The sequence below is a fragment of the Psychromonas arctica genome, from assembly GCF_038155225.1.
Classification (GTDB): domain Bacteria; phylum Pseudomonadota; class Gammaproteobacteria; order Enterobacterales; family Psychromonadaceae; genus Psychromonas; species Psychromonas arctica_B.
On the sequence record NZ_JBAKBA010000006.1, the window covers coordinates 97,840 to 120,045 of the forward strand.

16 protein-coding genes and 1 pseudogene are annotated in these 22,206 nt (G+C 37.0%); 9 read left to right on the forward strand and 8 right to left on the reverse strand.

The features are described from left to right. Window positions 1-166: 166 nt before the first annotated feature. Entirely contained in the window at window positions 167-1,636 is a 1,470-nt protein-coding gene (locus V6255_RS04305; RefSeq protein ID WP_341627027.1) for a glutamate synthase subunit beta, read from the reverse strand. Further along, on the reverse strand, window positions 1,636-6,153 hold the full coding sequence (gene gltB, locus V6255_RS04310) for a glutamate synthase large subunit (RefSeq protein WP_341627028.1): 4,518 nt from the start codon (window positions 6,151-6,153) through the stop codon (window positions 1,636-1,638). Before gltB ends, V6255_RS04305 begins: the two co-directional genes overlap by 1 nt. An 810-nt stretch (window positions 6,154-6,963) precedes the next feature. Between gltB and V6255_RS04315 the strand changes: the two genes are divergently transcribed. Further along, entirely contained in the window at window positions 6,964-8,103 is a 1,140-nt protein-coding gene (locus V6255_RS04315; protein WP_341627029.1) for an MFS transporter, read from the forward strand. 106 nt (window positions 8,104-8,209) lie between these two features. Here the strand turns inward: V6255_RS04315 and V6255_RS04320 are convergent, their stop codons facing one another. Next, entirely contained in the window at window positions 8,210-9,826 is a 1,617-nt protein-coding gene (locus V6255_RS04320; protein ID WP_341627030.1) for a sensor domain-containing diguanylate cyclase, read from the reverse strand. A gap of 82 nt (window positions 9,827-9,908) precedes the next feature. On the opposite strand from V6255_RS04320, the gene V6255_RS04325 reads away from it, so the two are divergent. The 7 genes and pseudogenes from V6255_RS04325 (at window position 9,909) to V6255_RS04355 (ending at window position 16,181) form a co-directional block, all read left to right on the forward strand. Continuing rightward, complete coding sequence (locus V6255_RS04325) at window positions 9,909-10,247, forward strand: MGMT family protein (RefSeq protein ID WP_341627031.1); 339 nt, start codon at window positions 9,909-9,911, stop codon at window positions 10,245-10,247. 867 nt (window positions 10,248-11,114) lie between these two features. Beyond that, a pseudogene (locus V6255_RS04330) lies at window positions 11,115-12,149 on the forward strand (pyridoxal phosphate-dependent aminotransferase); the annotation flags it as partial. A 114-nt stretch (window positions 12,150-12,263) separates the two neighbouring features. Next, window positions 12,264-13,040 carry an ABC transporter ATP-binding protein gene (locus tag V6255_RS04335; RefSeq protein WP_425355903.1) on the forward strand — a complete coding sequence of 259 codons (777 nt, stop codon included), beginning with the start codon at window positions 12,264-12,266 and terminating at the stop codon, window positions 13,038-13,040. 13 nt (window positions 13,041-13,053) lie between these two features. After that, entirely contained in the window at window positions 13,054-13,764 is a 711-nt protein-coding gene (locus V6255_RS04340; protein WP_341627032.1) for an ABC transporter permease subunit, read from the forward strand. 9 nt (window positions 13,765-13,773) lie between these two features. Next, window positions 13,774-14,457 (forward strand): ABC transporter permease subunit, encoded by a 684-nt coding sequence (locus V6255_RS04345; protein WP_341627033.1) that lies wholly within the window; start codon window positions 13,774-13,776, stop codon window positions 14,455-14,457. 10 nt (window positions 14,458-14,467) lie between these two features. Continuing rightward, window positions 14,468-15,361 carry a DMT family transporter gene (locus V6255_RS04350; RefSeq protein ID WP_341627034.1) on the forward strand — a complete coding sequence of 298 codons (894 nt, stop codon included), beginning with the start codon at window positions 14,468-14,470 and terminating at the stop codon, window positions 15,359-15,361. A gap of 64 nt (window positions 15,362-15,425) precedes the next feature. Further along, on the forward strand, window positions 15,426-16,181 hold the full coding sequence (locus V6255_RS04355; RefSeq protein ID WP_341627035.1) for a transporter substrate-binding domain-containing protein: 756 nt from the start codon (window positions 15,426-15,428) through the stop codon (window positions 16,179-16,181). 85 nt (window positions 16,182-16,266) lie between these two features. On the opposite strand, the gene V6255_RS04360 is transcribed toward V6255_RS04355, so the two are convergent. The 3 genes from V6255_RS04360 to prmB all read right to left on the reverse strand — a co-directional run bounded on the left by V6255_RS04360 (window position 16,267) and on the right by prmB (window position 19,434). Next, window positions 16,267-16,890 (reverse strand): TetR family transcriptional regulator C-terminal domain-containing protein, encoded by a 624-nt coding sequence (locus V6255_RS04360; protein ID WP_341627036.1) that lies wholly within the window; start codon window positions 16,888-16,890, stop codon window positions 16,267-16,269. A gap of 398 nt (window positions 16,891-17,288) precedes the next feature. Next, on the reverse strand, window positions 17,289-18,377 hold the full coding sequence (aroC, locus tag V6255_RS04365) for a chorismate synthase (RefSeq protein WP_025562415.1): 1,089 nt from the start codon (window positions 18,375-18,377) through the stop codon (window positions 17,289-17,291). Between the two features lie 145 nt (window positions 18,378-18,522). After that, window positions 18,523-19,434: a 50S ribosomal protein L3 N(5)-glutamine methyltransferase gene (prmB, locus tag V6255_RS04370; RefSeq protein ID WP_298943519.1), complete on the reverse strand. Its 912-nt coding sequence runs from the start codon at window positions 19,432-19,434 to the stop codon at window positions 18,523-18,525. A 57-nt stretch (window positions 19,435-19,491) separates the two neighbouring features. Between prmB and smrB the strand changes: the two genes are divergently transcribed. After that, on the forward strand, window positions 19,492-20,037 hold the full coding sequence (smrB, locus tag V6255_RS04375; RefSeq protein ID WP_341627037.1) for an endonuclease SmrB: 546 nt from the start codon (window positions 19,492-19,494) through the stop codon (window positions 20,035-20,037). 125 nt (window positions 20,038-20,162) lie between these two features. Here the strand turns inward: smrB and V6255_RS04380 are convergent, their stop codons facing one another. Both V6255_RS04380 and V6255_RS04385 read right to left on the reverse strand, forming a co-directional pair. Then, the gene (locus tag V6255_RS04380; protein ID WP_341627038.1) at window positions 20,163-20,912 is read right to left on the reverse strand and encodes a Crp/Fnr family transcriptional regulator; all 750 of its coding nucleotides are present in this window, start codon (window positions 20,910-20,912) and stop codon (window positions 20,163-20,165) included. Window positions 20,913-21,210: 298 nt separating this feature from the next. Next, window positions 21,211-21,438, reverse strand: a complete 228-nt coding sequence (locus tag V6255_RS04385; RefSeq protein WP_341627039.1) for a hypothetical protein — start codon at window positions 21,436-21,438, stop codon at window positions 21,211-21,213. Between the last annotated feature and the right edge of the window lie 768 nt (window positions 21,439-22,206).

Consider the following 22,206-nt stretch of genomic DNA (forward strand, 5'->3'; position numbering starts at 1 on the left):
GGTACAAAATACCGAATTTAAGGGAACGGGATTTTAACCTACTTTTAAAACAAAAAAACCCCCTGCTCTAAAAAGAGAGGGGGTTTATTAATACTAAATATCTATGGTTAAGTTAGGTAACGACTATATCGTCTAACAAACAACCACAAATGATTTTTTAGTTAGCTTAGTCAGCAATCATTAATGAATCATTGATACATTCAAGATTAGTGTTACCCATCAAGTAAGTATCGATTGCGCGTGAAGCTTCACGGCCTTCATTAATACAACGAACGATCAGAGACTGACCAGTACGCATATCACCAGCAGCAAATACGCCAGGTTGAGTTGTTTGGTAATCGTCAGTTTTAACGTTACCGCGCTCATCTAAGCCAATTGATAATTGTGCTAACACACCTGTTGGTTCTGGGTGTAAGAAACCCATTGCCAAGAAGGCTTTAGTACAAGGAATTGAACGCACAGAACCTTCAATTTCTTTAAAGTTAGGACGTTGACCCGGTGCTGCTTCTTCCCATTCGATATCTGCAACCACTAACTCTTTAACGTTTCCGTTTTCATCACCGATGAATTCTTTGGTTAGGATTGACCAATGACGATCCACACCTTCTTCGTGAGAAGTGGTTGTTTTCAAGATCATTGGGTACGAAGGCCAAGGCATGTTAACCGTACGTTTTTCAGGTGGAATCGGCATGATTTCCACTTGCGTTACTGACGCGGCTTTATGACGGTTAGATGTACCAACACAGTCAGAACCCGTATCACCACCACCGATAACCACAACATGGTCATCAGATGCATGAATTTCTTCAGTCTTAAGATCCATTCCGTTTGCACGGCGGTTATTTTGACCTAGGAATTCCATCGCAAAATGAACACCTTTTAAGTCACGACCAGGGATTGGTAAGTCACGAGGAACCGTAGAACCACCGGTTAATAACACAACGTCAAATTGCTTACGCAAATCGTTAGCGTCAAAATCAACACCGATATGGGCATTCACTACCATTTTAATACCAGCTGCTTCCATTACCGCAATCTTACGATCGATAACGTCCATACCTAGTTTAAAGTCTGGAATACCGAAACGTATTAGGCCACCTACTTTCTCATCACGTTCATAAACAGTCACAATGTGACCTGCTGAGTTTAATTGCTCAGCAGCGGCAAGACCTGCAGGGCCAGAACCGATGATCGCCACTGTTTTACCAGTACGCGATGTTGGTATCTTAGGTTTTACGTAACCATTTTCGTAGGCTTTTTCTACGATGGTTTTTTCGATATTACAAATCGTAATCGGGTCTTGGTTGATGCCTAGTACACACGAGCTTTCACAAGGTGCAGGACAAACACGACCAGTAAACTCAGGGAAGTTATTAGTTGAGCTTAGGATATCCCAAGCTTCTAACCAACTTTCACGATAAACCGCATCATTGAATTCAGGAATGATGTTACCAATCGGACAGCCGTTGTGACAGAAAGGTACACCACAGTCCATACAACGAGATGCTTGGTCATTGACTTTCTTACCAAACACATCATTTTGTACAAACTCTTTATTATCTTTTAGGCGATCTTCAACCGATACTTTCGGTGGCAATTCACGACCTAATTCTAAAAATCCAGTAGGCTTCCCCATTATGCTTCTCCTTTTGCTCGAGCTGCTAATACCGCTTTATAATCACGAGGCATAACTTTAACAACTTTAGCTAAGCTTGCTTCAACATCGGCTAAGAACGCTGCCGCTAAGTTAGACTCTGTTAGCTCTAAATGTTTAGTTACTTTTGCAATTAATAAGTCTTTGTCTTTTTGTTCTAGTGGATCTAAATCAACTAGTTCCATATTACAGTTAGCTGCAAATGTATCATCTTGGTCCCAAATATAAGCAACACCACCACTCATACCCGCCGCAAAGTTACGACCTGTTGAACCTAAGTTAATCATAATACCGCCAGTCATGTATTCACAACCGTGGTCACCAATACCTTCAACGATAACTTCTGCACCCGAGTTACGTACACAGAAACGTTCGCCGGCCATACCATTAATGTATGACTGACCAGACGTTGCACCGTAGAAACATACGTTACCCACGATGATGTTATCTTTAGACACTAATGTTGAATCGCGGTAAGGATAAACAACAATTTGACCACCAGATAAACCTTTACCCCAGTAATCGTTCGCATCGCCTTCAACTGTAAACTCAACACCTTTTGCTAGGAAACAACCAAATGATTGACCTGCAGAACCAGTGAATTTAACTTGCATCGGGTTTGGTAAACCTTCGTCGTTATACACTTTAGATATTTCGTTAGACAACATGGTGCCACATGAACGGTCGATATTAGTAATCGGGAATTCACCGGTTACCGCTTCGCCTTTTTCAAGTGCAGGTTGTGCTAGTTCAATTAGTTTTCTGTCTAATACTGCTTCAAGGTTGTGATTCTGAGTTGTTTGGTTAAACATCCCGTCTTCAGCTTTAGCTTCTTGCTTAAACAAGATAGTGCTCAAGTCTAAGTTTTTGTATTTCCAGTGGCTTACGTTATCACGTACTTTCAGGTTTTGCGTTTGACCGACCATTTCAGTGATCGTCGCGTAACCTAGTTTAGCCATGTTTTCACGCATGCCTTCAACCATGTAACCGAAGAAAGTAACAACATCATCTACACGACCGTCAAAACGCTCACGTAATGTTTTGTTTTGTGTTGCGATACCAACAGGACATGTATTCAAGTGACACTTACGCATCATGATACAACCTTCAACAACCAATGCAGCTGTTGCAACGCCCCATTCTTCAGAACCGAGTAATGCAGCAATCGTTAAGTCACGCGGTGTTTTCATCTGACCATCAGCTTGTAACACAACACGGTTACGTAAACCGTTTTTCATTAGCGTTTGATGCGCTTCAGATAGACCTAGTTCCCATGGTAAACCCGCATGACGAATAGATGATAATGGTGAAGCACCTGTACCGCCGTCAAAACCAGCGATCAAGATAACGTCCGCTTTTGCTTTAGCAACACCTGATGCGATTGTACCTACACCCGCTTCTGATACTAACTTAACGTTAACACGACCTTCGCGGTTAGCATTTTTCAAATCGTAGATAAGCTGCGCTAAATCTTCGATTGAGTAAATATCATGATGCGGTGGCGGTGAAATTAGACCTACGCCTGGCGTCGAGTGACGAGTACGACCAATCCAGTCATCAACTTTGTGACCTGGTAATTGACCACCCTCACCTGGTTTAGCGCCCTGTGCCATTTTAATTTGGATTTCAGCAGCATTTGTTAGGTAATACGATGTAACACCAAAACGACCTGATGCAACTTGCTTGATAGCAGAACGTTCCCAATCACCATTTTCTTTTGGTTTGAAACGAATTGGATCTTCACCACCTTCACCAGAGTTTGACTTAGCGCCAATTCGGTTCATTGCAATCGCTAGCGTTGAGTGAGCTTCATGAGAGATAGAACCGAAGCTCATCGCACCTGTAGCAAAACGCTTAAGGATATTTTCAGCTGGCTCTACTTCATCAATTGAAATTGGACCTGATGCTTTAGGTACAAATTCAAACTGACTACGTAACGTTGCAGCGTCATCACCTTGTTGGTCAACGGTGTCAGCATACTGTTTAAACTGAGCATAATTTTTATTACGCGTTGATTCTTGTAGTAATGAAATCGTTGTTGGGTTAAATAAATGCTTTTCACCACGTTGTTTCCATTGGTAAACACCACCCACGTCTAAACGCTGTGATGGAACCGCACGTAACGGATAAGCAAAACGATGACGTACTAAAATTTCGTGTGCAATGTCATCAATTGATAGACCTTGAATACGCGTCACAGTCCCTTTGAAGTAATCATCAACAACTGATTTACTAATACCTAGTGCTTCAAATATTTGTGCACCTTGGTAAGACTGGATAGTAGAGATACCCATTTTCGAGAAGATTTTTAATAAACCTGCATCGATTGCATCTTTGTACGATTTGAAGATATCACATACATCTTTGTCTGCTGGTAAACGATTCTTAGATTGTAAATCAACAATCATTTCTTCGATTAAGTAAGCATTAACCGCAGAAGCACCGTAACCGATAACTGTTGCGAAGTGATGTGTTTCACGTACGTCACCTGTTTCAACTACGATATCACACATAGCACGTAGGCCACGTTTGATTAAGTAGTGATGTACCGCACCTGTTACCAACATAGCTGGAATTGGCGCGTGGTCAGACGTTGCATTACGGTCAGAAAGAATGATGATTGAGTAACCATCGTGAATTGCATCTTCTGCATAACGACAAATACGTGCTAATGCTTTCTTAAGCTTACCTTTCTCACCTGTTGCTAAAAAGAAGGTTTCTAATGTTTTAGCTTGTAGATGTTTGTCATCTAATGCATTAATTTTTTGTAATTCAGCATTACTTAATACAGGCGACTCAAGTTCAACTTTATGACAATGCTCTGGCGTTTCTGCCAATAAGTTTTTGTCTTTACCTAAATAAGTATTTAGCGACATCACCATACGCTCACGAATCGGATCGATTGGTGGGTTAGTTACTTGCGCAAATAATTGTTTAAAGTAATGAGATAAATGTTGAGATTGATGAGAAAGCACCGCTAACGGCCAATCCACGCCCATTGCACCTAACGGCTCTTTACCGTCACGGAACATTGGTAAAATAATTTCATTTACTTCTTCAGACGTCACACCGAAAGCTTGTAAACGTTTTAATAACTTACCAGCATCTGGTTGGATATTACGTTCAAGCGCAGCTGGTTGATCTTCTAATTTAACAAGGTTGTTTGCTAACCAAGTTTCGTAAGGTTTTCTTGCTGCAATACCGTCTTTTACTTCATCATCAGAAATAATGCGGCCTTGCTCAAGGTCAGCAACAAAGATACGACCCGGTTGTAAACGACCACGTAACTTAATGTTCTTAGGATCGATTTCAACAACACCTGATTCAGATGCCATCACTAGGAAGTCATCGTTAGTCACAGTGTAACGAGATGGACGTAAACCATTACGGTCAAGCGTTGCCCCTACTTGAACACCATCGGTGAAACAAACAGACGCTGGACCATCCCAAGGTTCCATTAGGTTTGCATGGTATTGGTAGAATGCACGACGAGCTGGATCCATCGTTTTATTTTCTTGCCAAGCTTCAGGAATCATCATCATTAATGCATGAGGAAGACTACGGCCAGAAAGAACGAGTAGCTCTAACGCCATATCAAAGCTTGCAGAGTCAGACATACCATCTGTACAGATTGGCATTAACATATCTAATTCAGAGCGAGTAAAGAATTCTGCTTCAAGCAATGCTTCACGCGCTTTCATCCAGTTGATGTTACCGCGAACCGTATTGATCTCGCCATTGTGAGCAATGTAACGGAACGGTTGCGCTAAACGCCAGCGTGGGAATGTGTTTGTCGAGAAACGAGAATGAACAAGTGCTAACGCAGTAACCATGCTCTTATTTTGTAAATCTAAGAAGTACTGAGGAACTTGTTCAGTTGTTAACTGACCTTTATATACGATTGTTTTGTATGAGAATGTATTAATGTAGAAGTTGTCTTCAATACCATTAACAGACTCTAAACAAATACGCGTAGAGTAATTACGTAGGATGAATAGTTTACGTTCTAATACAGCCGGATCCATATCAGGACCGCCAGTCACGAACATATGTTCAAACTGAGGTTCGCTGCTTAGAGGATCTGCACCAATCATTGAGTTATCTGTTGGAAGTACGCGGTAACCAATTACTTCAAGACAAAGACGTTCAGCAGTTCGAGCTAAAATTTCACGACAATGATCACGGTGATTCTCATCTTTAGGGAATAGGATTGTACCTACACCATATTGATCGAATTTAGGCAGAGAAATGCCTTCTTTTAATGCTTCTGTTACTAAAAACTCATGTGGTTTTTGTAAAAGAATACCCGCACCATCACCACTACATGGATCACAACCTTGACCACCACGGTGTTCCATACGCGCTAGCATATCTAAAGCTTGTGTCACGATTTTGTGAGATTTGCTGTTTTTAAGATGGGCTACGAAACCGATACCACAGGCATCGTGCTCCATTTCAGGCACATAAAGGCCTTGAGCGTTTTGCTCTTTATTAGTCATAAACATGTCCTTCTAGATGAAACAGTAAACATTTCTTATACTGTCAAATCTAATGTTTTCGAAGTGCTACACACGGCTTGTAATTGAATTACCAAAAACAAACAATTAATTTTTTACTTTTTTGTAAAGGAAACTACTTTTTTGGAGAAGCGCACTAAACAAAAACTCCCTTTTTTTAAAAAATAAGGCGCATAATGATCCTACAAGCGTAGGGCTTATACATTATTTCTTCTAATAAAGCCTATTACACTGGCATAATTGAAGACTATTCTATCTTTTAAGGCGAATAAAAGCCAATTTTTTTATTCATTAGCACCAAAGCTATATTCGCTTCACTTGATAACATAGTAAAAAAATCAAAAATCATAACGCACTGTAATTTAAGAAAAAAAATAAAAAATAAAAATACATAAGTAAGATTTAGCATCTAATACTGTCTTATCAAAATAATATAAAACTTTCAAATGTGAATTTTTAGTTGATATATGTGAATATTAATTCACGTCAATTGTTGATAACCATTACCATCTAATCTGATTTTTTATCTTCAAAAAAAGAAATGCTACATGTAAACAAGCACTTATTCGTGCAACATTAAAGCGCCGTTCGTTGTTCGTTATAGCTTAATGATATTAATCAGTTACCTATTACTTCATTTTATTCTGAAAAAGCTAAGCATAAAAACGTTATTACCTTTATTTAGTAATAAGCGTAAAATACTTTTTTCTTTTAATAGCGATAAAACTAGATATGAGATCTCACTCTTTTTTTCAAAAACCTGAAAGTTTATTACTAACAATGGCGTTTATTATGCCATTAGTGTTTTCAGTTTGGATGGTATTGCTTAATAACTTCGTGATAGAAAAAGCAGCGTTTACGGGTGTAGAGATTGGCATTTTACAAAGTTTACGTGAAATACCTGGTTTTTTAGCCTTTACCGTTATCTATGTTTTATTATTTATTAAAGAACAACGGTTAGCTATTCTTTCACTTGGTATTACAGCCGTTGGTGTCGCTATCACCGGTTTCTTCCCACAAGTGATGGGGTTATATTTAACAACAATGTTGATGTCGATTGGCTTTCATTACTTTGAAACAGTCAACCAATCATTAACACTACAATGGATAAACAAATCAGAAACACCACATTTTTTAGGTAAGATTCTATCGGTTAAAGCCATCGCCTCATTACTGGCTTATGCGAGTGTATGGATATTGATGGATTACTTTGATGTGAGTTACAAAACCACTTATTTAATATTTGGTGGTTTAGGATTAGTGTTAACGATTATTTTAGCTTCTGCATTTAAACAATTCCCTCCTCTCGTTGAGCAGAACAAAAAGTTTATTTTAAGAAAACGTTATTGGTTATATTACGCACTGACTTTTTTCAGTGGTGCTCGTCGACAGATATTCGTCGTATTTGCTGGCTTTTTAATGGTAGAAAAATTTCATTACAGTGTGGCTGAAATCAGTGTGTTATTCTTGATTAACTATGTTTTCAATTGGTTATTTGCCGCTAAAATAGGAAAACTAATTGGTCACTTTGGTGAGCGCTCAGTACTATTATTCGAATACATAGGATTGATTATCTTGTTTATTGCTTATGGTTTGGTAGAAAACAGTACGGTAGCAGCGTCATTATATGTAATTGACCATCTATTTTTTGCATTAGCCATTGCGATTAAAACCTACTTCCAGAAAATAGCTAATCCCGAAGATATCGCAGCCACGGCTGGCATTAGCTTTTCAATTAATCATATTGCAGCGGTTGTGATCCCCGTCTTACTAGGATTAGTTTGGATAGCAAACCCATCATGGGTATTTTATTGTGGCGCTGGTTTTGCTGTTTGTTCATTAATACTGTCATTATTGATTCCTAAGAACCCTATGAAAGGTAATGAATTTTCATATCAAAACAACACAGTTGTTACGTTAGAAAATAAATAAAGAGTAATATTTGATAAATGAAAAAAGTTAAATTAAAAGGCTAATAAAGACGATTATATACCCGTTACCATTCAGGTCGGTGCATCAATGGTTATTAATATCGGGATTAACTGGTTTTATTAAACGCCTTTTCTGCAAATTTAATTCTATTTTTCCCAGCTGATTTTGCATCGTACATTGCAATATCAGCTGACTTCATTAATTGGTCATACCGATACCCATTTTCAGGATATAAAGCAACACCTGCACTACCTGTAATAGTTAATTCAACACCATCATGCAATTCATATTTCAAAAATAAAACTTCAAATAGTGTTTGAAGCTTTAGTTCGACTTCCCTTCTATTTTCAATATCTTGAAATAAAATAACAAACTCATCACCACCTAATCGAGCAGGAATTATCAAAGGCAAGTTGTCTGTTAAATAATTAATTTGCTCATATTCACTATTAAACGAGAGAAAAGAAGCAAGTCGTTTTCCAAATAAAAATAGCAACTCATCCCCTACTCTATGACCATAAGTATCATTAACCGCCTTAAACCCATCAAAATCAATAAATACTAACGCCCCTTTTTGATTCGTTTTTAACATTTTATCTAACGCTTTATTAGATAGGCGATAAAAATAATTTCGATTAGGTAAGCCAGTAGTCGCATCAAAATAAGCTAGCTTTGATATTTCTTTTTTATTTCTTTCAATATTCTGCATCATATTAGCAAAAGACATTTTAAGGAGTTGAAGCTCTAGAGGGATGAGTTTTGATAGATTCCATTTTAAATTAACATTCGAGCCACCTTGTTCAATTAACTTGATTGCTCTTAATAGGTTTTCTAATGGTTTAATTAAGATTAAAGAAACAGGTATAGTGATTAATAATGCTAAGCCAAGCCCTAACAACATGACAAAGATTGCAGTTTGATCAATGGCATCAGCTTTATTCTCTAGCTCTTTAATCGGCTGTGGAACCATTACTCCCCATTTGGCATTAGGGACTTGAGTATAACCCGCGATCATATCCCCTTTTAATGCGGGTGAATAAAACTCATCGACGCCCGTTTTACCTGCTAACATTTTTTTAATGGGACTAATTGCTATCATATTTTTTCTTTCTTGAATCCAAGAATCAAGAGGATGAGCCAGCACATTTCCAGCTTGATCTACAATGGCGGCATGCCCTTTTTTACCAAAAGCAACTCGTTTGCCCATTTGAACAATATAATCAGTTGAAAGGTAAGCTAATAGAATATTGTTATTTACTTTTTTGACCACAAGCAGAATAAGACCACTATTATTGGTTTTATCTTCTGTCACAGTTGAGATTTGAATAGCACCTTCTTTTAAGGTCTCTTTGGCCAGTAACACAATGTCATTTTTCACACTTTCAATACAATTTCCATTCGCGCTGAATAAACAACGTTGAACGGCACCCTCATCATTTATAACAATGATTTCTTTAAATTTATAACTATTTAATAACTGCTTAAATTCTTTAGATTCTAATTGTTTTTGTGATTGGAAAGCTACAATCGAAAAAATACCTGTTACATCTTGATAGTAACGTTCAAAAGCAGCAGAAAGGTTTTTCGCTATAACTAAATGTTTTTCATTAACTTCTTTTACTTCTAACTCTAACGCTTTCGAATAAGGCCAGATCCAAAATAACGTCATAGGAATGATTACGATGATTGCAAAGGTGATAACAAGGAGATGTCGCAACTTCATTCTGTAATCCATTTATAAGTTTATAATATAATTTATATGTTTATACTATGACATTTGACTACGAATAGCCAAGCTTAAGTCGATGAAATTATTGATCTTAGTTATCAAAACAGGTAGAAAAATGGAAGAGTTCGCGCAAAATGTTTATACCGTTTTATCTTTTTTAGATAAAGGAAAGTTAATCACTTATGGCCAACTAGCGAGTCAAGCCGGCTACCCTGCACATTCCCGCCATGTTGGAAAAATATTAGCAAGGTTACCTAAAGATACGCGCCTACCTTGGTTCAGAGTCGTCAATTCACAGGGGAAAATATCATTACAAGGTGATGCTCTAATACGTCAAAAAACCTTATTAGAAGCGGAAGGTATTGAAGTGACAACTGAAGGTAAAATCGTAAAGTTTAAGCAATATTTAACCTAACATTTATTGCCAATAGATACCATAAAAGGTGATTAATATAATAAGCTTTAACATTTTAATTAAAACTACTTCTTATGATCCTATAATTAAGACAGATATATCCGTTACCATTCATGTTGCTTTGTTCAGTTGTTAGCTTAAATGCCAAACTAAGGTGCAATTCGAAAGCAGTGATTAATCCTTATCGAAGGTTGAAATGCAGAGTTGGTTTTCAGGCTAACGGCCCAGAGGGAAAACGGTGAAGCAAACATCTTCGTTGTTAGAAAGTGTTGATTTAACCCGTTAGATTTTCCTCTTCTTACCTATAACCCATTCACTTCACTGTTTGTTGAATTTTTCATTTTGAATGGTAACGGGTATCTCTAATAAAAACAGAATTTATAAGCGTTAATTAAATGAATGTTTAATGATCAAATAATCTAAATCCTCTCTAAAATTTAAATTCTAAACGCTATTCATGTTTATTCACGCCCCTTTTAATACTAAAAAAAATATAAATTAAATTAATGAATTTTATATTTTTTGCACTTATCTGGTTCAAAAGAGCAAAATGTGAACATCTATTTTTAGTTGTATCTAGCAATTACAGGCACTTTGTGAACGCACCAAAATACAGCTTAAATTCGAATATTGCACCTTTCTAGTGAAGCCTTATTTGTAAATATTTTTCTACAAAAAACACTATTGAACGATCGTATATTTATGAGGTAGTCTAATAATATATCAAAAATAGAGTCACTCAATAATAACCACGAAAGGAGTCTAACGTTGAACTATTCACCATTTGTAGAGCGAATAAAAAGCGAAGGTGGCGATGCTTGGAACATCCATTTTGAGGCACTTAATGCACAGAGAAAAGGTGATGATGTGATCATTCTGAGTATAGGTGATCCTGACTTTAAGACTCCTGATATCATTTGTGATAGTGCTATCGAGGCTATTAAAGCAGGTGATACGCATTACACTGATACTTGTGGTGAACTTAAACTCCGTGAAACAATTGTCGACGTATTTAACCTTTCATCACAATCGCCAATTAGCGTTGAAAATGTAGCAGTATTACCAGGAACACAAAATGGTCTCTATTGTACTGCAGCCTGTATTTTAACTGAAGGCGATGAAGTCGTTATGCTAGACCCTGCCTATGTGACTTATGAAGCAACACTAAAATCATCGGGCGCAACGGTCATTCCAGTACCAACACTAACAGATGATTACTTCAGTCTAGACAGTAACGCACTGCGTAACGCAATAACACCTAAGACAAAAGCCATTTTTTTCGCCAATCCTAATAACCCGACAGGTCGAGTTATGAACAAAGAGGAACTTGAAGACATTGCAGCGATTGCTAGAGAATTTGATCTTTGGGTTGTTTCCGATGAGGTATATAACGCATTAAGTTTTGAAAAAGAAGTCCATTCTATTCGAGACTTAGAAGGTATGAAAGAACGCTGTATCGTACTTTCAAGTTTATCTAAATCACATGCAATGACAGGTTGGCGTGCTGGCTGGATGATTGCAAACAAGACCATGATTAGCCATATCGAAAATGTTGCTTTAAATATGTTTTATGGGCTCCCCGGTTTTATACAAAAAGCGGCGATAACGGCGCTTGAAAATCATCATGAAATAAGTGCATCAATGCGCAATATATACAGTAAACGATGCGATTTAATGATGAAGGGTCTCAATGAATGTCCATCCATAAAATTAATTAAACCCGATGCAGGTATGTTTATTTTAATGGATATTCGAAATCTGGGTTTATCTGCTAACGAATTTACTTGGGCACTTTATAAAAGTGTTGGTGTTGCCGCTTTAGATGCAGAAGCATTTGGTCGCTGTACAAAAGGTTTTGTCCGTCTCTCTTTTTCTGTTGACGAGCAACAGCTTATTGAAGCTTGTATTCGTATTAAAAAGTTCGTAACTGAACTAGTCGATAAGAAAATAATCATTGATAAACCAAAGGTGAAACCATCTCCATTACTGAAAACCGACACACCAAAACCTAAAATAATTTTACCAGAAAAAGTAATAGAGGTAGTGAAGTTACATAAAAGCTTCGGTGATCATGAAGTCCTTAAAGGAATTTCACTTTGCGCTAGAAAAGGAGAAGTTATCTCTCTTATTGGTGGTTCAGGTTCAGGGAAAAGCACACTATTACGTTGCATAAACATGTTGGAAGTACCAAATAAAGGACTTATTTATGTTAATGGTGAAGGTATCGATACTGATATTGACCACAATGGGCACCCCTTTGTAAAAGATCAAAAGCAATTATTAGATATACGTTCACGTCTTGGCATGGTATTTCAAAACTTTAATTTATGGCCACATCGCACCGTATTAGAAAACCTCATTGAAGTACCGATTCATGTTTTTGGCGAATCAAAAAAAGTTGCAATAGAACGAGCAGAAGCATTATTAGAACGAGTCGGAATGGCTCATAAACGAGATGAATATCCAAGTTTTCTTTCAGGTGGTCAACAGCAACGAGTAGCGATTGCTCGAGCATTAGCGGTAGAACCTAAAGCAATGTTATTTGATGAACCAACATCAGCACTTGATCCTGAATTAGTTGGAGAAGTGTTAAAAGTAATTCACTCTTTAGCTGACGAAGGTCGAACAATGATTTTAGTGACTCATGAAATGGCTTTTGCACGAGATGTTTCTTCGCATATTGCTTTTTTACATCAAGGAATTATCGAAGAACAAGGGAAACCCGAAGAGATATTTAACAATCCCAAAAGTGAACGATTCAGTCAATTTATTAATGCTCAACATAATCGTTAACAGGAAGTAGTTTATGAACCAAGCTATACAGTTATTAGGGTTTGAAAACGGTGGATGGGGAAATGCCCTATGGCAAGGAACATTAGTTACTTTAGAAATATCCATCGGTGCATTTTTTGTCGGTATGCTGCTTGGTTTATTAACTGCATTGGCCAAGCTTCATGGTAATCCATTCATTCAATCTATTGCTAAAGGCTATACAACCGTTTGTCGAGCTGTGCCTGAATTATTACTGATTTTATTATTTTTTTATGGTGGTAGTTCGTTAATAAACGCAGTTTTCGATTATTTGGGTTACGGCTATGTAGAAGTCGCTGGTTTACCTGTTGCTATTGCTGTTTTGGGTTTAGTACAAGGAGCCTATGCTTCAGAAATTTTCCGAGGCTCTATCTTGGCTGTTCATTCAGGACAAGCAGAGGCAGGCGCGGCTTATGGCATGAGCCCTCGTAAAATATTTTTCAGGGTAACTTTACCTATTATGGCACCATATGCATTAGCAGGTTTATCTAATCTATGGGTTAACTTAATTAAAGACAGTGCATTAATCAGTGTTATTGGTACTAATGAATTACTTTATGTCGCTAAGCAAGCAGGAGGGTCAACCCGTGAATACTTACTCTTTTTTGTTGCCGTCGCAGTTATTTATTATTTAATCACCCTGATATCAAGTTATATGCTGCGAAAACTCGAAATTTATTTACGCCGCTGGCAGCCACCGCATTAGGAGATAATCATGGACGTATTAATCGAGTATTCGGATTTAATATATGAAGGTTTACAAATTACTTTAGCATTATTATTAATAGGTTTAGTTTTTGGTTTTATATCTGCAATTGGAGTCGCACTAGCACGTTTATCTAAATTTAGGATTATTGCTTACCCTGCTTTTTTATTTACTAGTGTCATTAGAGGTACGCCATTATTGGTTCAAATTTATATTTATTACTATGGTTTGGGAACACTATTTTCACAAGCACCTGGTATTCGAACTAGTTTTTTATGGCCCTATTTAAGAGATGGATTTTGGTACGTTGCTTTTGCACTCATTATTTCGACTGCAGCTTATCTTGGTGAAGTGATTAGAGGCGGTTTATTAGCCGTACCAAAAGGAGAGGTAGAAGCAGCACGAGCTTTCGGTATGACAGAAACAAAAGCACTATTACGCGTCCGTTTACCAAGAGCACTATATCAACTAGCACCAACATTGGCAGGTGAAACAGTCTTATTACTTAAATCTACAGCATTAGCGTCAACGATTGCTGTTGTTGACTTATTAGGGGCGGCAAACCAGATCCGCTCTATCACCTTTGAAATTTATAAACCTCTATTGTTAGTTGCCATTATTTATATTATTGCAACTTATATTATTGAACTCGTTTTTGCGCAATTAGAAAAGCGTATTCCAGTAAAACGTTAAGGAAAATGTAATGTCATTAGCGATTAAATCAGTAAATAAAGGCATTCTTTTGTGCTTTGCAGCCTACGCTATTTTCTCCATTCAAGATGCTGTCATGAAATGGATGGTTGCAGACTTTGGTGTCGCTGAACTTTTATTTTGGCGAAGCATTGCAGCATTAATGATTTGCTTAGTAATTGGACGTAAAAAAATAATAAAAGACACAATTCAGTCTCCTGTTCTTATGCCACTTATGTGGCGTAGTTTAGTTGCTGCTTTTGCTTGGGTATTTTATTACTTATCAGCTAAAGAGCTCAGCCTAGCGCAAATGACGACGATCTATTATTCAGCACCGATTATTGTGGTAGTTTTAGCTGTTTTATTACTGCAAGAGAAACCAACAAAACTACAGTGGGCAAGTGTGTTTATTGGCTTTATCGGTGTATTAATCGCTTCCCAACCAGGGTTTACTGATCAAGCATTATCAGTTTTTTATGCGCTTTTCTCTGCGCTTTTATGGGCTTATACCTACATTTTATTAAGAAAATTATCAGGTAAAGCGAGCATATTTGTACAAATGCTAGCAGCTAATTTTATGTTCATTGTAATCACTGGGTTTAGTCTTCCTTGGACATTTACGGCATTTGATAGCACCGCTGTTTTTGTGATGATGTTGACGGGTGTAATAGGTGCTGCAGGCCAATATTTTCTATTTTCTAGCTTTGAGCATGTTGAGGCGACAACACTCGCACCTATTGAATATACAGGGTTAATCTGGGCGTTTATCTTCTCATACCTTATTTGGGGAAGTGAGCCTAATGTTTTTCTAATGATGGGAGCAGTCATGATCGCATTGAGCGGCTTTGTATCAATCATTGCGAATAAGCAAAAAAATAAAGCCCTTAAATTACATGCAGAAGTTTAACATTAACATTTAAATACTTACCTCAAACACACCACTTAGTTAATCAACGACAAGGAAGAAGAAAATGAAAAAAGTACTATTAGCATTATCAATCGCCTTTACCGCAATTTCAGCTCAAGCGACTGAAACTATTAAATTTGGTGTTGCGGCGGAACCTTACCCACCTTTTGCAACTAAAACATCAGATGGGTCATGGCATGGTTTTGAAATAGATCTGATTAAAGATATCTGCGACACAGCAAAGCTAACTTGTGAAGTTAAGGAAGTCGCCTGGGATGGTATAATTCCGTCACTTCAAAGTAAAAAAATCGATGTTATTTTTGCTTCAATGACAGTCACTGAAGAACGTGCTAAAAAAGTATTATTCACTTCACCTTATTACAATACACTTCCTGCGATTGTAGGGCTTGATGGGCAAGAGTTTGCATTAAACAAAGAAACCTTAAAAAATAAAATTATTGGTGTTCAAACATCAACGATTGCGGCATTTTATATTAAAGAGAAAGCAGGAAAATTTACATCAATCCGATACTACGATACCCAAGATGCAGTCAATTCTGATCTGCTAGCTGGACGCATTGACTTCATGGTTGCTGATGATATTCCAGCAACCGATTTCTTTAAGAAAAATAAAGAAGGCTTAAAATATTACGGTAAAGTCGCTTATGAAGAAATATTAGGAAAAGGCGTTGCAGCAGGCTTACGCTTAGAAGATACAATACTTAAAGCGAAGTTAAGTACTGCGATTGATGACGTTATCAAAAGTGAGCATTACAACGAATTATCGTTAAAATATTTTGGTACAAATATCGCACCATAGCCATCTAATAAAAAGTAGAAAATAATAATTATATTATTTTCTACTTTTTTAAATTTACTTTAAAATTTTAATAAGAAGTACTTAGTTATGACGCAGTGAACACCCCTGCCCGATAAGCCTTTGTCCAATTACGGCACACTTGCAAAGAATCAGATAAAGAAATATGCTCAGGGGCAAGGCATTGCCTAACCCATAACCCATCTAGCATCGCCATTAAACCTTGAGTTGCTAACGAGATATCTACATTAATTAATTTATCTTCTTCACTAATAGCGGTTAACAAACTAAATAAAATTTCCTCTACTTTGCCATTCGACACTTCATATGCTTCAGCCATTTCAGCAGAATCCCTGATCAAACTCCAAAAAACTAACCAAGGCTTTAATAACTCTTTATCAAAATAATCATCAGCAAAATTACAACGAAAGAAAGCATCTAGCTTATCAGAAGCGCTACCTTCACAACGCTCAACTTGAGCCACGATTGACTCTAAAAAACGTTTAGAAATATCAAAATAGGCATAGGTAATTAAGGCATTAATAGAACCAAAATGGTGATTAAGTAAACCTTGAGATACGTTTGCTTCTTTTGTTATTTTACGAACAGATAAACCTGCATACCCATCTGCAGCTAAACTACGAATAGTACTTTTTACAAGTAATGCTTTTCGTTCGTCTGGCTCAATTCGATCAAATTTTTTAATTCTCATAAGTAAACTTTTTAGCCTATTTTAGATTAATAATACTTATCCTATAATGCCTATTAACAACTAATTAATAGGCATTATTATACCTTAAAGTAACTAAACATAATGAAAATATCAGTCAAAAAGTGAGTTGAAAAAGTAAATTAATTTGGAGCTCCATTTAAAGTAAATAGTTTTTCTTTTGCTGAAATGACAATGAAGAAGTAAATTACTTTAACAAGTAAAATAGATCAGTTAATTAATGTGATTGGTATAATTAGTGCGATTGCTATAATTGGTGTGATGGGCATAAATTTATACCTCATTAAATAATAAACATAAAAAAATCCGATGCTGTTAGACACCGGATTCTTCATTTATAACAATTTTATTCGCTTGCAACAAATAACTGCCACCTAAAGCTATTTGATATGTGGTGTGTTTGTTGTTACATGTAAGTTTTGTGCACGGTGACGTAATACATGGTCAAGTAACGTAATCGCCATTTGTGCTTCAGCAATCGGCACGGCACGAATACCAACACAAGGATCATGACGTCCTTTAGTAATCATTTCAGTGGCTTCACCATCGGTTGTAATAGTACGACCTGGAATGGTTAAGCTTGATGTCGGTTTTAATGCAATAGACGCAATAATATCTTGCCCTGTTGATATACCACCTAAAACACCACCAGCATGGTTTGATAAGAAACCTTCAGGCGTCATTTCATCACGATGTTCAGTGCCTTTTTGATTAGCAACAGCAAAACCATCACCAATCTCAACACCTTTAACCGCATTAATGCTCATTAAAGAATGCGCTAATTCAGCATCTAAACGATCAAACACTGGCTCACCAAGTCCAACAGGTACGCCTGAAGCAACAACCGTTACTTTAGCACCCACTGAGTTACCTTCTTTAATCAAGGCTTTCATGTAATCTTCAAGCGCAGGAATCTTACTAACATCAGGGAAGAAGAATGGATTATTTTCCACTTCATTCCAATCAATCGTGTCAGGCGTGATATCACCTAATTGACTTAAGTAACCACGAATTTCAACACCAAATTGCTCTTTTAAATACTTTTTAGCAATAGCACCTGCCGCCACACGCATCGCCGTTTCACGAGCAGATGAACGACCGCCACCACGGTAATCACGGTGTCCGTATTTTTGATGATAAGTGTAATCAGCATGCCCTGGACGGAATAAATCTTTAATTGCTGAATAGTCTTTAGAACGTTGATCAGTATTTTCGATGATCAAACCAATGCTACAGCCTGTTGTTTTACCTTCGAACACACCAGATAAGATCTTAACTTGATCTCCTTCTTGACGCATTGTCGTGTAACGAGACTGACCTGGACGACGACGATCTAAATCGTGTTGTAAATCAGCTTCAGTGATTTCTAAGTTTGGTGGGATACCATCAACAATACAACCTAGCGCTGCACCATGACTTTCACCAAAAGTTGTCACTTTAAAAACTTGACCAATACTGCTTCCTGCCATTTTTAAATTTCCTACTTCAGAATTTTTGATATTGAAAAGGGTTTTATACTTCCCCTTCTCAGTTAATTTGTTCTTTTAAGTTTCAATGCTTCATAGAATGAAACTTAATTTTATTCTTTTCTTAAGTGCTCTATTAAATATTCTATTAAATCTTAATAGTATCAAGCTGTGCTTTAGTTAACACAAACACACCATGTCCACCGATTGAAAACTCAATCCATTGGAACGGGATTTCAGGGTATGCCGCTTGCAAGTGAACTTGAGAGTTACCGACTTCAACAAATAATACACCTTCATCATTCAACATTGAGCTAGCTTGACGTAACATTTCTCTCACTAGATCCAGTCCGTCATTACCACATGCAAGACCCAACTCTGGCTCATGTTTATATTCATCTGGTAAGTTTGCCATATCTTCAGCATCAACATAAGGCGGATTAGACACAATCAGGTCGTATTTCTCATTTTCAATACCACTGAATAAGTCCGATTGAATTGGAAACACTTGTTGTGAAACACCATGGTTTTGAATATTAATATCAGCAACTTCTAATGCATCTTCAGACAAATCAACCGCATCAACTTCAGCATCAGGGAAAGCATAAGCACAAGCAATAGCAATACAGCCGCTACCAGTACATAAATCTAAAATACGTTTTGGTGGTGTTTTAACCCAAGGTTCAAATTTAGCTTCGATTAGTTCAGCAATAGGAGAACGAGGTACTAAAGTACGCTCATCGACATAAAACTCTAACCCTGCGAACCATGCACTATTCGTTAAATAAGGCACTGGAATACGTTGTTCAATACGAATCACAACTAATTCAACTAACATTTGACGCTCACGTTTTGTTAAGCGCGATTGTAAAATCATAATATTACTTTGTAACTCAAGATTCAGTGAAGGCAATATCAATTGTACCGCTTCATCCCAAGCATTATCAGTGCCGTGGCCAAAAAATAACCCTGCACGATTAAACTCAGTCACCGCCCAACGTACCACATCTTGAATCGTGACTAACTCGTCAATCGCTTCATCACTAAAAATCGTATCCAATTTATTCTCCACTTAGGGTAAACTTCGCATATTCAACTACCTAGCTTTGGAAAAACCATGACCGATAAAACTAATGATAATGATTTTTCGCTGTTTAGCGCAGAATTTGCTGGTATCAAAAAATTGCAACAGGATACCATAAAACTGCCACCGAGAAACATCAAGAATAAATCGGTCATTAAAGAAAAACGCGAACAAAACTTTGAGCAAAGCCACTTCTCAGATGCATACGAGCCGCACTTACCCGAAGATGGCCCTGTACGTTACAGCCGAAGCGATGCACAAAAGTATTTAGTAAAACAATTGCGCCGTGGTGATTTCACTCCAGAGATCATCCTAGATTTACACGGTTTAACGCAACAAGAGGCAAAAAATGAGCTAGCAGCTTTGATTAGTTGTTGTAAAAAAGAAGGCTTATATTGCTGTAGTGTTATTCACGGAATGGGTAAACACATATTAAAAAAACAAGTTCCGTTATGGTTAGCGCAGCATCCTGATATTTTAGCATTTCATCAAGCACCACTTGAATTCGGTGGGCAAGGCGCATTATCAGTATTAGTTGAATTAGCTGATTGGCAAATGAAAGAAGAGAAAAAACGTTAAGGTTATTGATATGGATATGGATATGGATATGGATATGGACCTTAACATTTATTTTATAGCTTAAACTTTATTACTGATGAAAGAAAAGACTTTAACCTATTGATTTATAGTCTTATTTTGGTAGGCTAATGTGTAATGCTAACATCCAGTAACAAGCGATCAGTTTCTTTCTTGACGACGCAATAACATTCACAACTTAAATTTTCGAGCTTCTGTCTATCTAAAACAATAATGTGTCCGCGATGATAATTAATCACGCCCAGCTTATGTAATTTTCCAGCAGCCTCCGTAACACCTTCTCGACGCACACCTAACATATTCGCAATAAGATCTTGCGTCATCTCAATTTTATTATCAGGTAGGCGATCAAGTGATAACAGAAGTAAACGGCATAATTGCTGCTTAATAGTATGGTAACGATTGCATACCGCCGTCTGTGATATTTGAGTAATGAGCGCTTGTGTATAACGAAGCATCAATGATAAAAAATTTCCATGGCGCTTAAATTCTTCCATAAAATAATAGCCTTTTATGCGATAAGCATATCCTGCACTTTTTACCACGGCTCTGCTAACAGTACTTTCACCTCCCATGAACAAAGCAGTACCAATAACCCCTTCGTTACCCACTATCGATATTTCTGCGGATGAACCAGATTCCATGACATAGGATAAAGAGATGATCGCATCAACAGGAAAGTACACATAAAGAAGTTTATCCCCTGACTCATAAATTACATCGTTTAATTCTAATTTCACTAATGCTAAAAAAGGAAATAGGCGCTCATATTCAGTAATAAGTAAGGCAGATAACAAATGATTTTTTAAAGGTGTAATGATATTCGAAGAGATATTCTGGTCTGATATTTTTGACATAGTGATGGTGCCTCTTTAATAAACGCAGTAAAGTTAATTAACCTTACGTGCCTTATGCTAGAGACCAAACATACTCTTTTATCCGAACAAAAATCAACCTTGTAAACAGTTCAACTGCGATAAGTTTACGCCACATCAAAATATATGATTAACGATCCTTTAATTTGCAGAATGTCCAACACGTTATTGAAAAAGACCTAAAAATAAAAAAATTTTTTCAACCGATGAGGGTAAGTGTGCCGTCTTAGCATTCATTCAGTCTAAGACGGCTAACAAACAAGCGCTCACTTTTTATAATCTATATTTCCATAAAGTTTCTTACCGGAGCATTTTTAAGTAATTCCATAATTGATGATTGTTTATTCATCTTAGCGACATCAATAAGATAATTTTTTTCAGGCTCACGCATAGATAACCCTGATAACATTTTTTTTACTGACGACTCTTCACCTTTTTCTATACTCATTTCCAGTTGCATAAAGTTAGCTGGGCCCAGTTTGTTTTGATTTGAGATATTCATTTCCATCAGTTTTCTCCGATAATTGAGTTTGAATTCAAAAAATAATAAATACGTTAGTTATTAGATTATCTTTTCTGTTCATCTATCTATTTAATACACGTTTTCCGCTCCATTAATATTCAAAGCAAAGACTTAACGGTTTTTATCTATCTGATTTTGACACTGTATTCCACAGACCAAGATGCCTCTAATGACGTGACTATATCCTAAGATAAATGATTCGTCGGTGCGGTGGCACACATTATTTTTGAGGAAGATTGAGCCTGAGAGAGTCAGTTGTGGGTAACTATTCGTTGATCGTAAAAAATCATTTTTAATAGTTAAAGTTGATGGTTGCCCAGCACTTCTGTTTTGTAAAAAAGAAGGCTTATATTGCTGTAGTGTTATTCATGGAATGGGGCAACACATATTAAAAAGTGCTGTTATGGTTAGCACAACATCCTGATTTTTAGTATTTCATCAAGCACCGCTTGAATTCGGTGGACAAGGCGCATTATCAGTATTAGCTGATTGGCAAATGAAAGAAGAAAGAAAACGCTAACAGAAAAAGATGGCTGCTTGAGATCCCGATATCCATGAGCATACAACCATTTTTAATAGTTTGAATAGTTTGAATAGATTGATAACGCCTTCTAACACCGGACCTGATACATAGCAGTCAGACAGCAAACAACTCAAGGATAACAAGATTGCCTTTAACAAGTTCAATCATGAATATTACTAGGGCGTGTTGATCTTTGGTGCTCAATAATTACTCTGCATGCATAGGGAGCC

Excerpts from the sequence above, each read along its gene's own strand:
- V6255_RS04305 (WP_341627027.1), bottom strand. The coding sequence starts at position 1,636 with ATGGGGAAGCCTACTGGATTTTTAGAATTAGGTCGTGAATTGCCACCG.
- gltB (WP_341627028.1), bottom strand. The coding sequence starts at position 6,153 with ATGACTAATAAAGAGCAAAACGCTCAAGGCCTTTATGTGCCTGAAATG.
- V6255_RS04315 (WP_341627029.1), top strand. The coding sequence starts at position 6,964 with ATGCCATTAGTGTTTTCAGTTTGGATGGTATTGCTTAATAACTTCGTG.
- V6255_RS04320 (WP_341627030.1), bottom strand. The coding sequence starts at position 9,826 with ATGAAGTTGCGACATCTCCTTGTTATCACCTTTGCAATCATCGTAATC.
- V6255_RS04325 (WP_341627031.1), top strand. The coding sequence starts at position 9,909 with ATGAAATTATTGATCTTAGTTATCAAAACAGGTAGAAAAATGGAAGAG.
- V6255_RS04340 (WP_341627032.1), top strand. The coding sequence starts at position 13,054 with ATGAACCAAGCTATACAGTTATTAGGGTTTGAAAACGGTGGATGGGGA.
- V6255_RS04345 (WP_341627033.1), top strand. The coding sequence starts at position 13,774 with ATGGACGTATTAATCGAGTATTCGGATTTAATATATGAAGGTTTACAA.
- V6255_RS04350 (WP_341627034.1), top strand. The coding sequence starts at position 14,468 with ATGTCATTAGCGATTAAATCAGTAAATAAAGGCATTCTTTTGTGCTTT.
- V6255_RS04355 (WP_341627035.1), top strand. The coding sequence starts at position 15,426 with ATGAAAAAAGTACTATTAGCATTATCAATCGCCTTTACCGCAATTTCA.
- V6255_RS04360 (WP_341627036.1), bottom strand. The coding sequence starts at position 16,890 with ATGAGAATTAAAAAATTTGATCGAATTGAGCCAGACGAACGAAAAGCA.
- aroC (WP_025562415.1), bottom strand. The coding sequence starts at position 18,377 with ATGGCAGGAAGCAGTATTGGTCAAGTTTTTAAAGTGACAACTTTTGGT.
- smrB (WP_341627037.1), top strand. The coding sequence starts at position 19,492 with ATGACCGATAAAACTAATGATAATGATTTTTCGCTGTTTAGCGCAGAA.
- V6255_RS04380 (WP_341627038.1), bottom strand. The coding sequence starts at position 20,912 with ATGTCAAAAATATCAGACCAGAATATCTCTTCGAATATCATTACACCT.
- V6255_RS04385 (WP_341627039.1), bottom strand. The coding sequence starts at position 21,438 with ATGGAAATGAATATCTCAAATCAAAACAAACTGGGCCCAGCTAACTTT.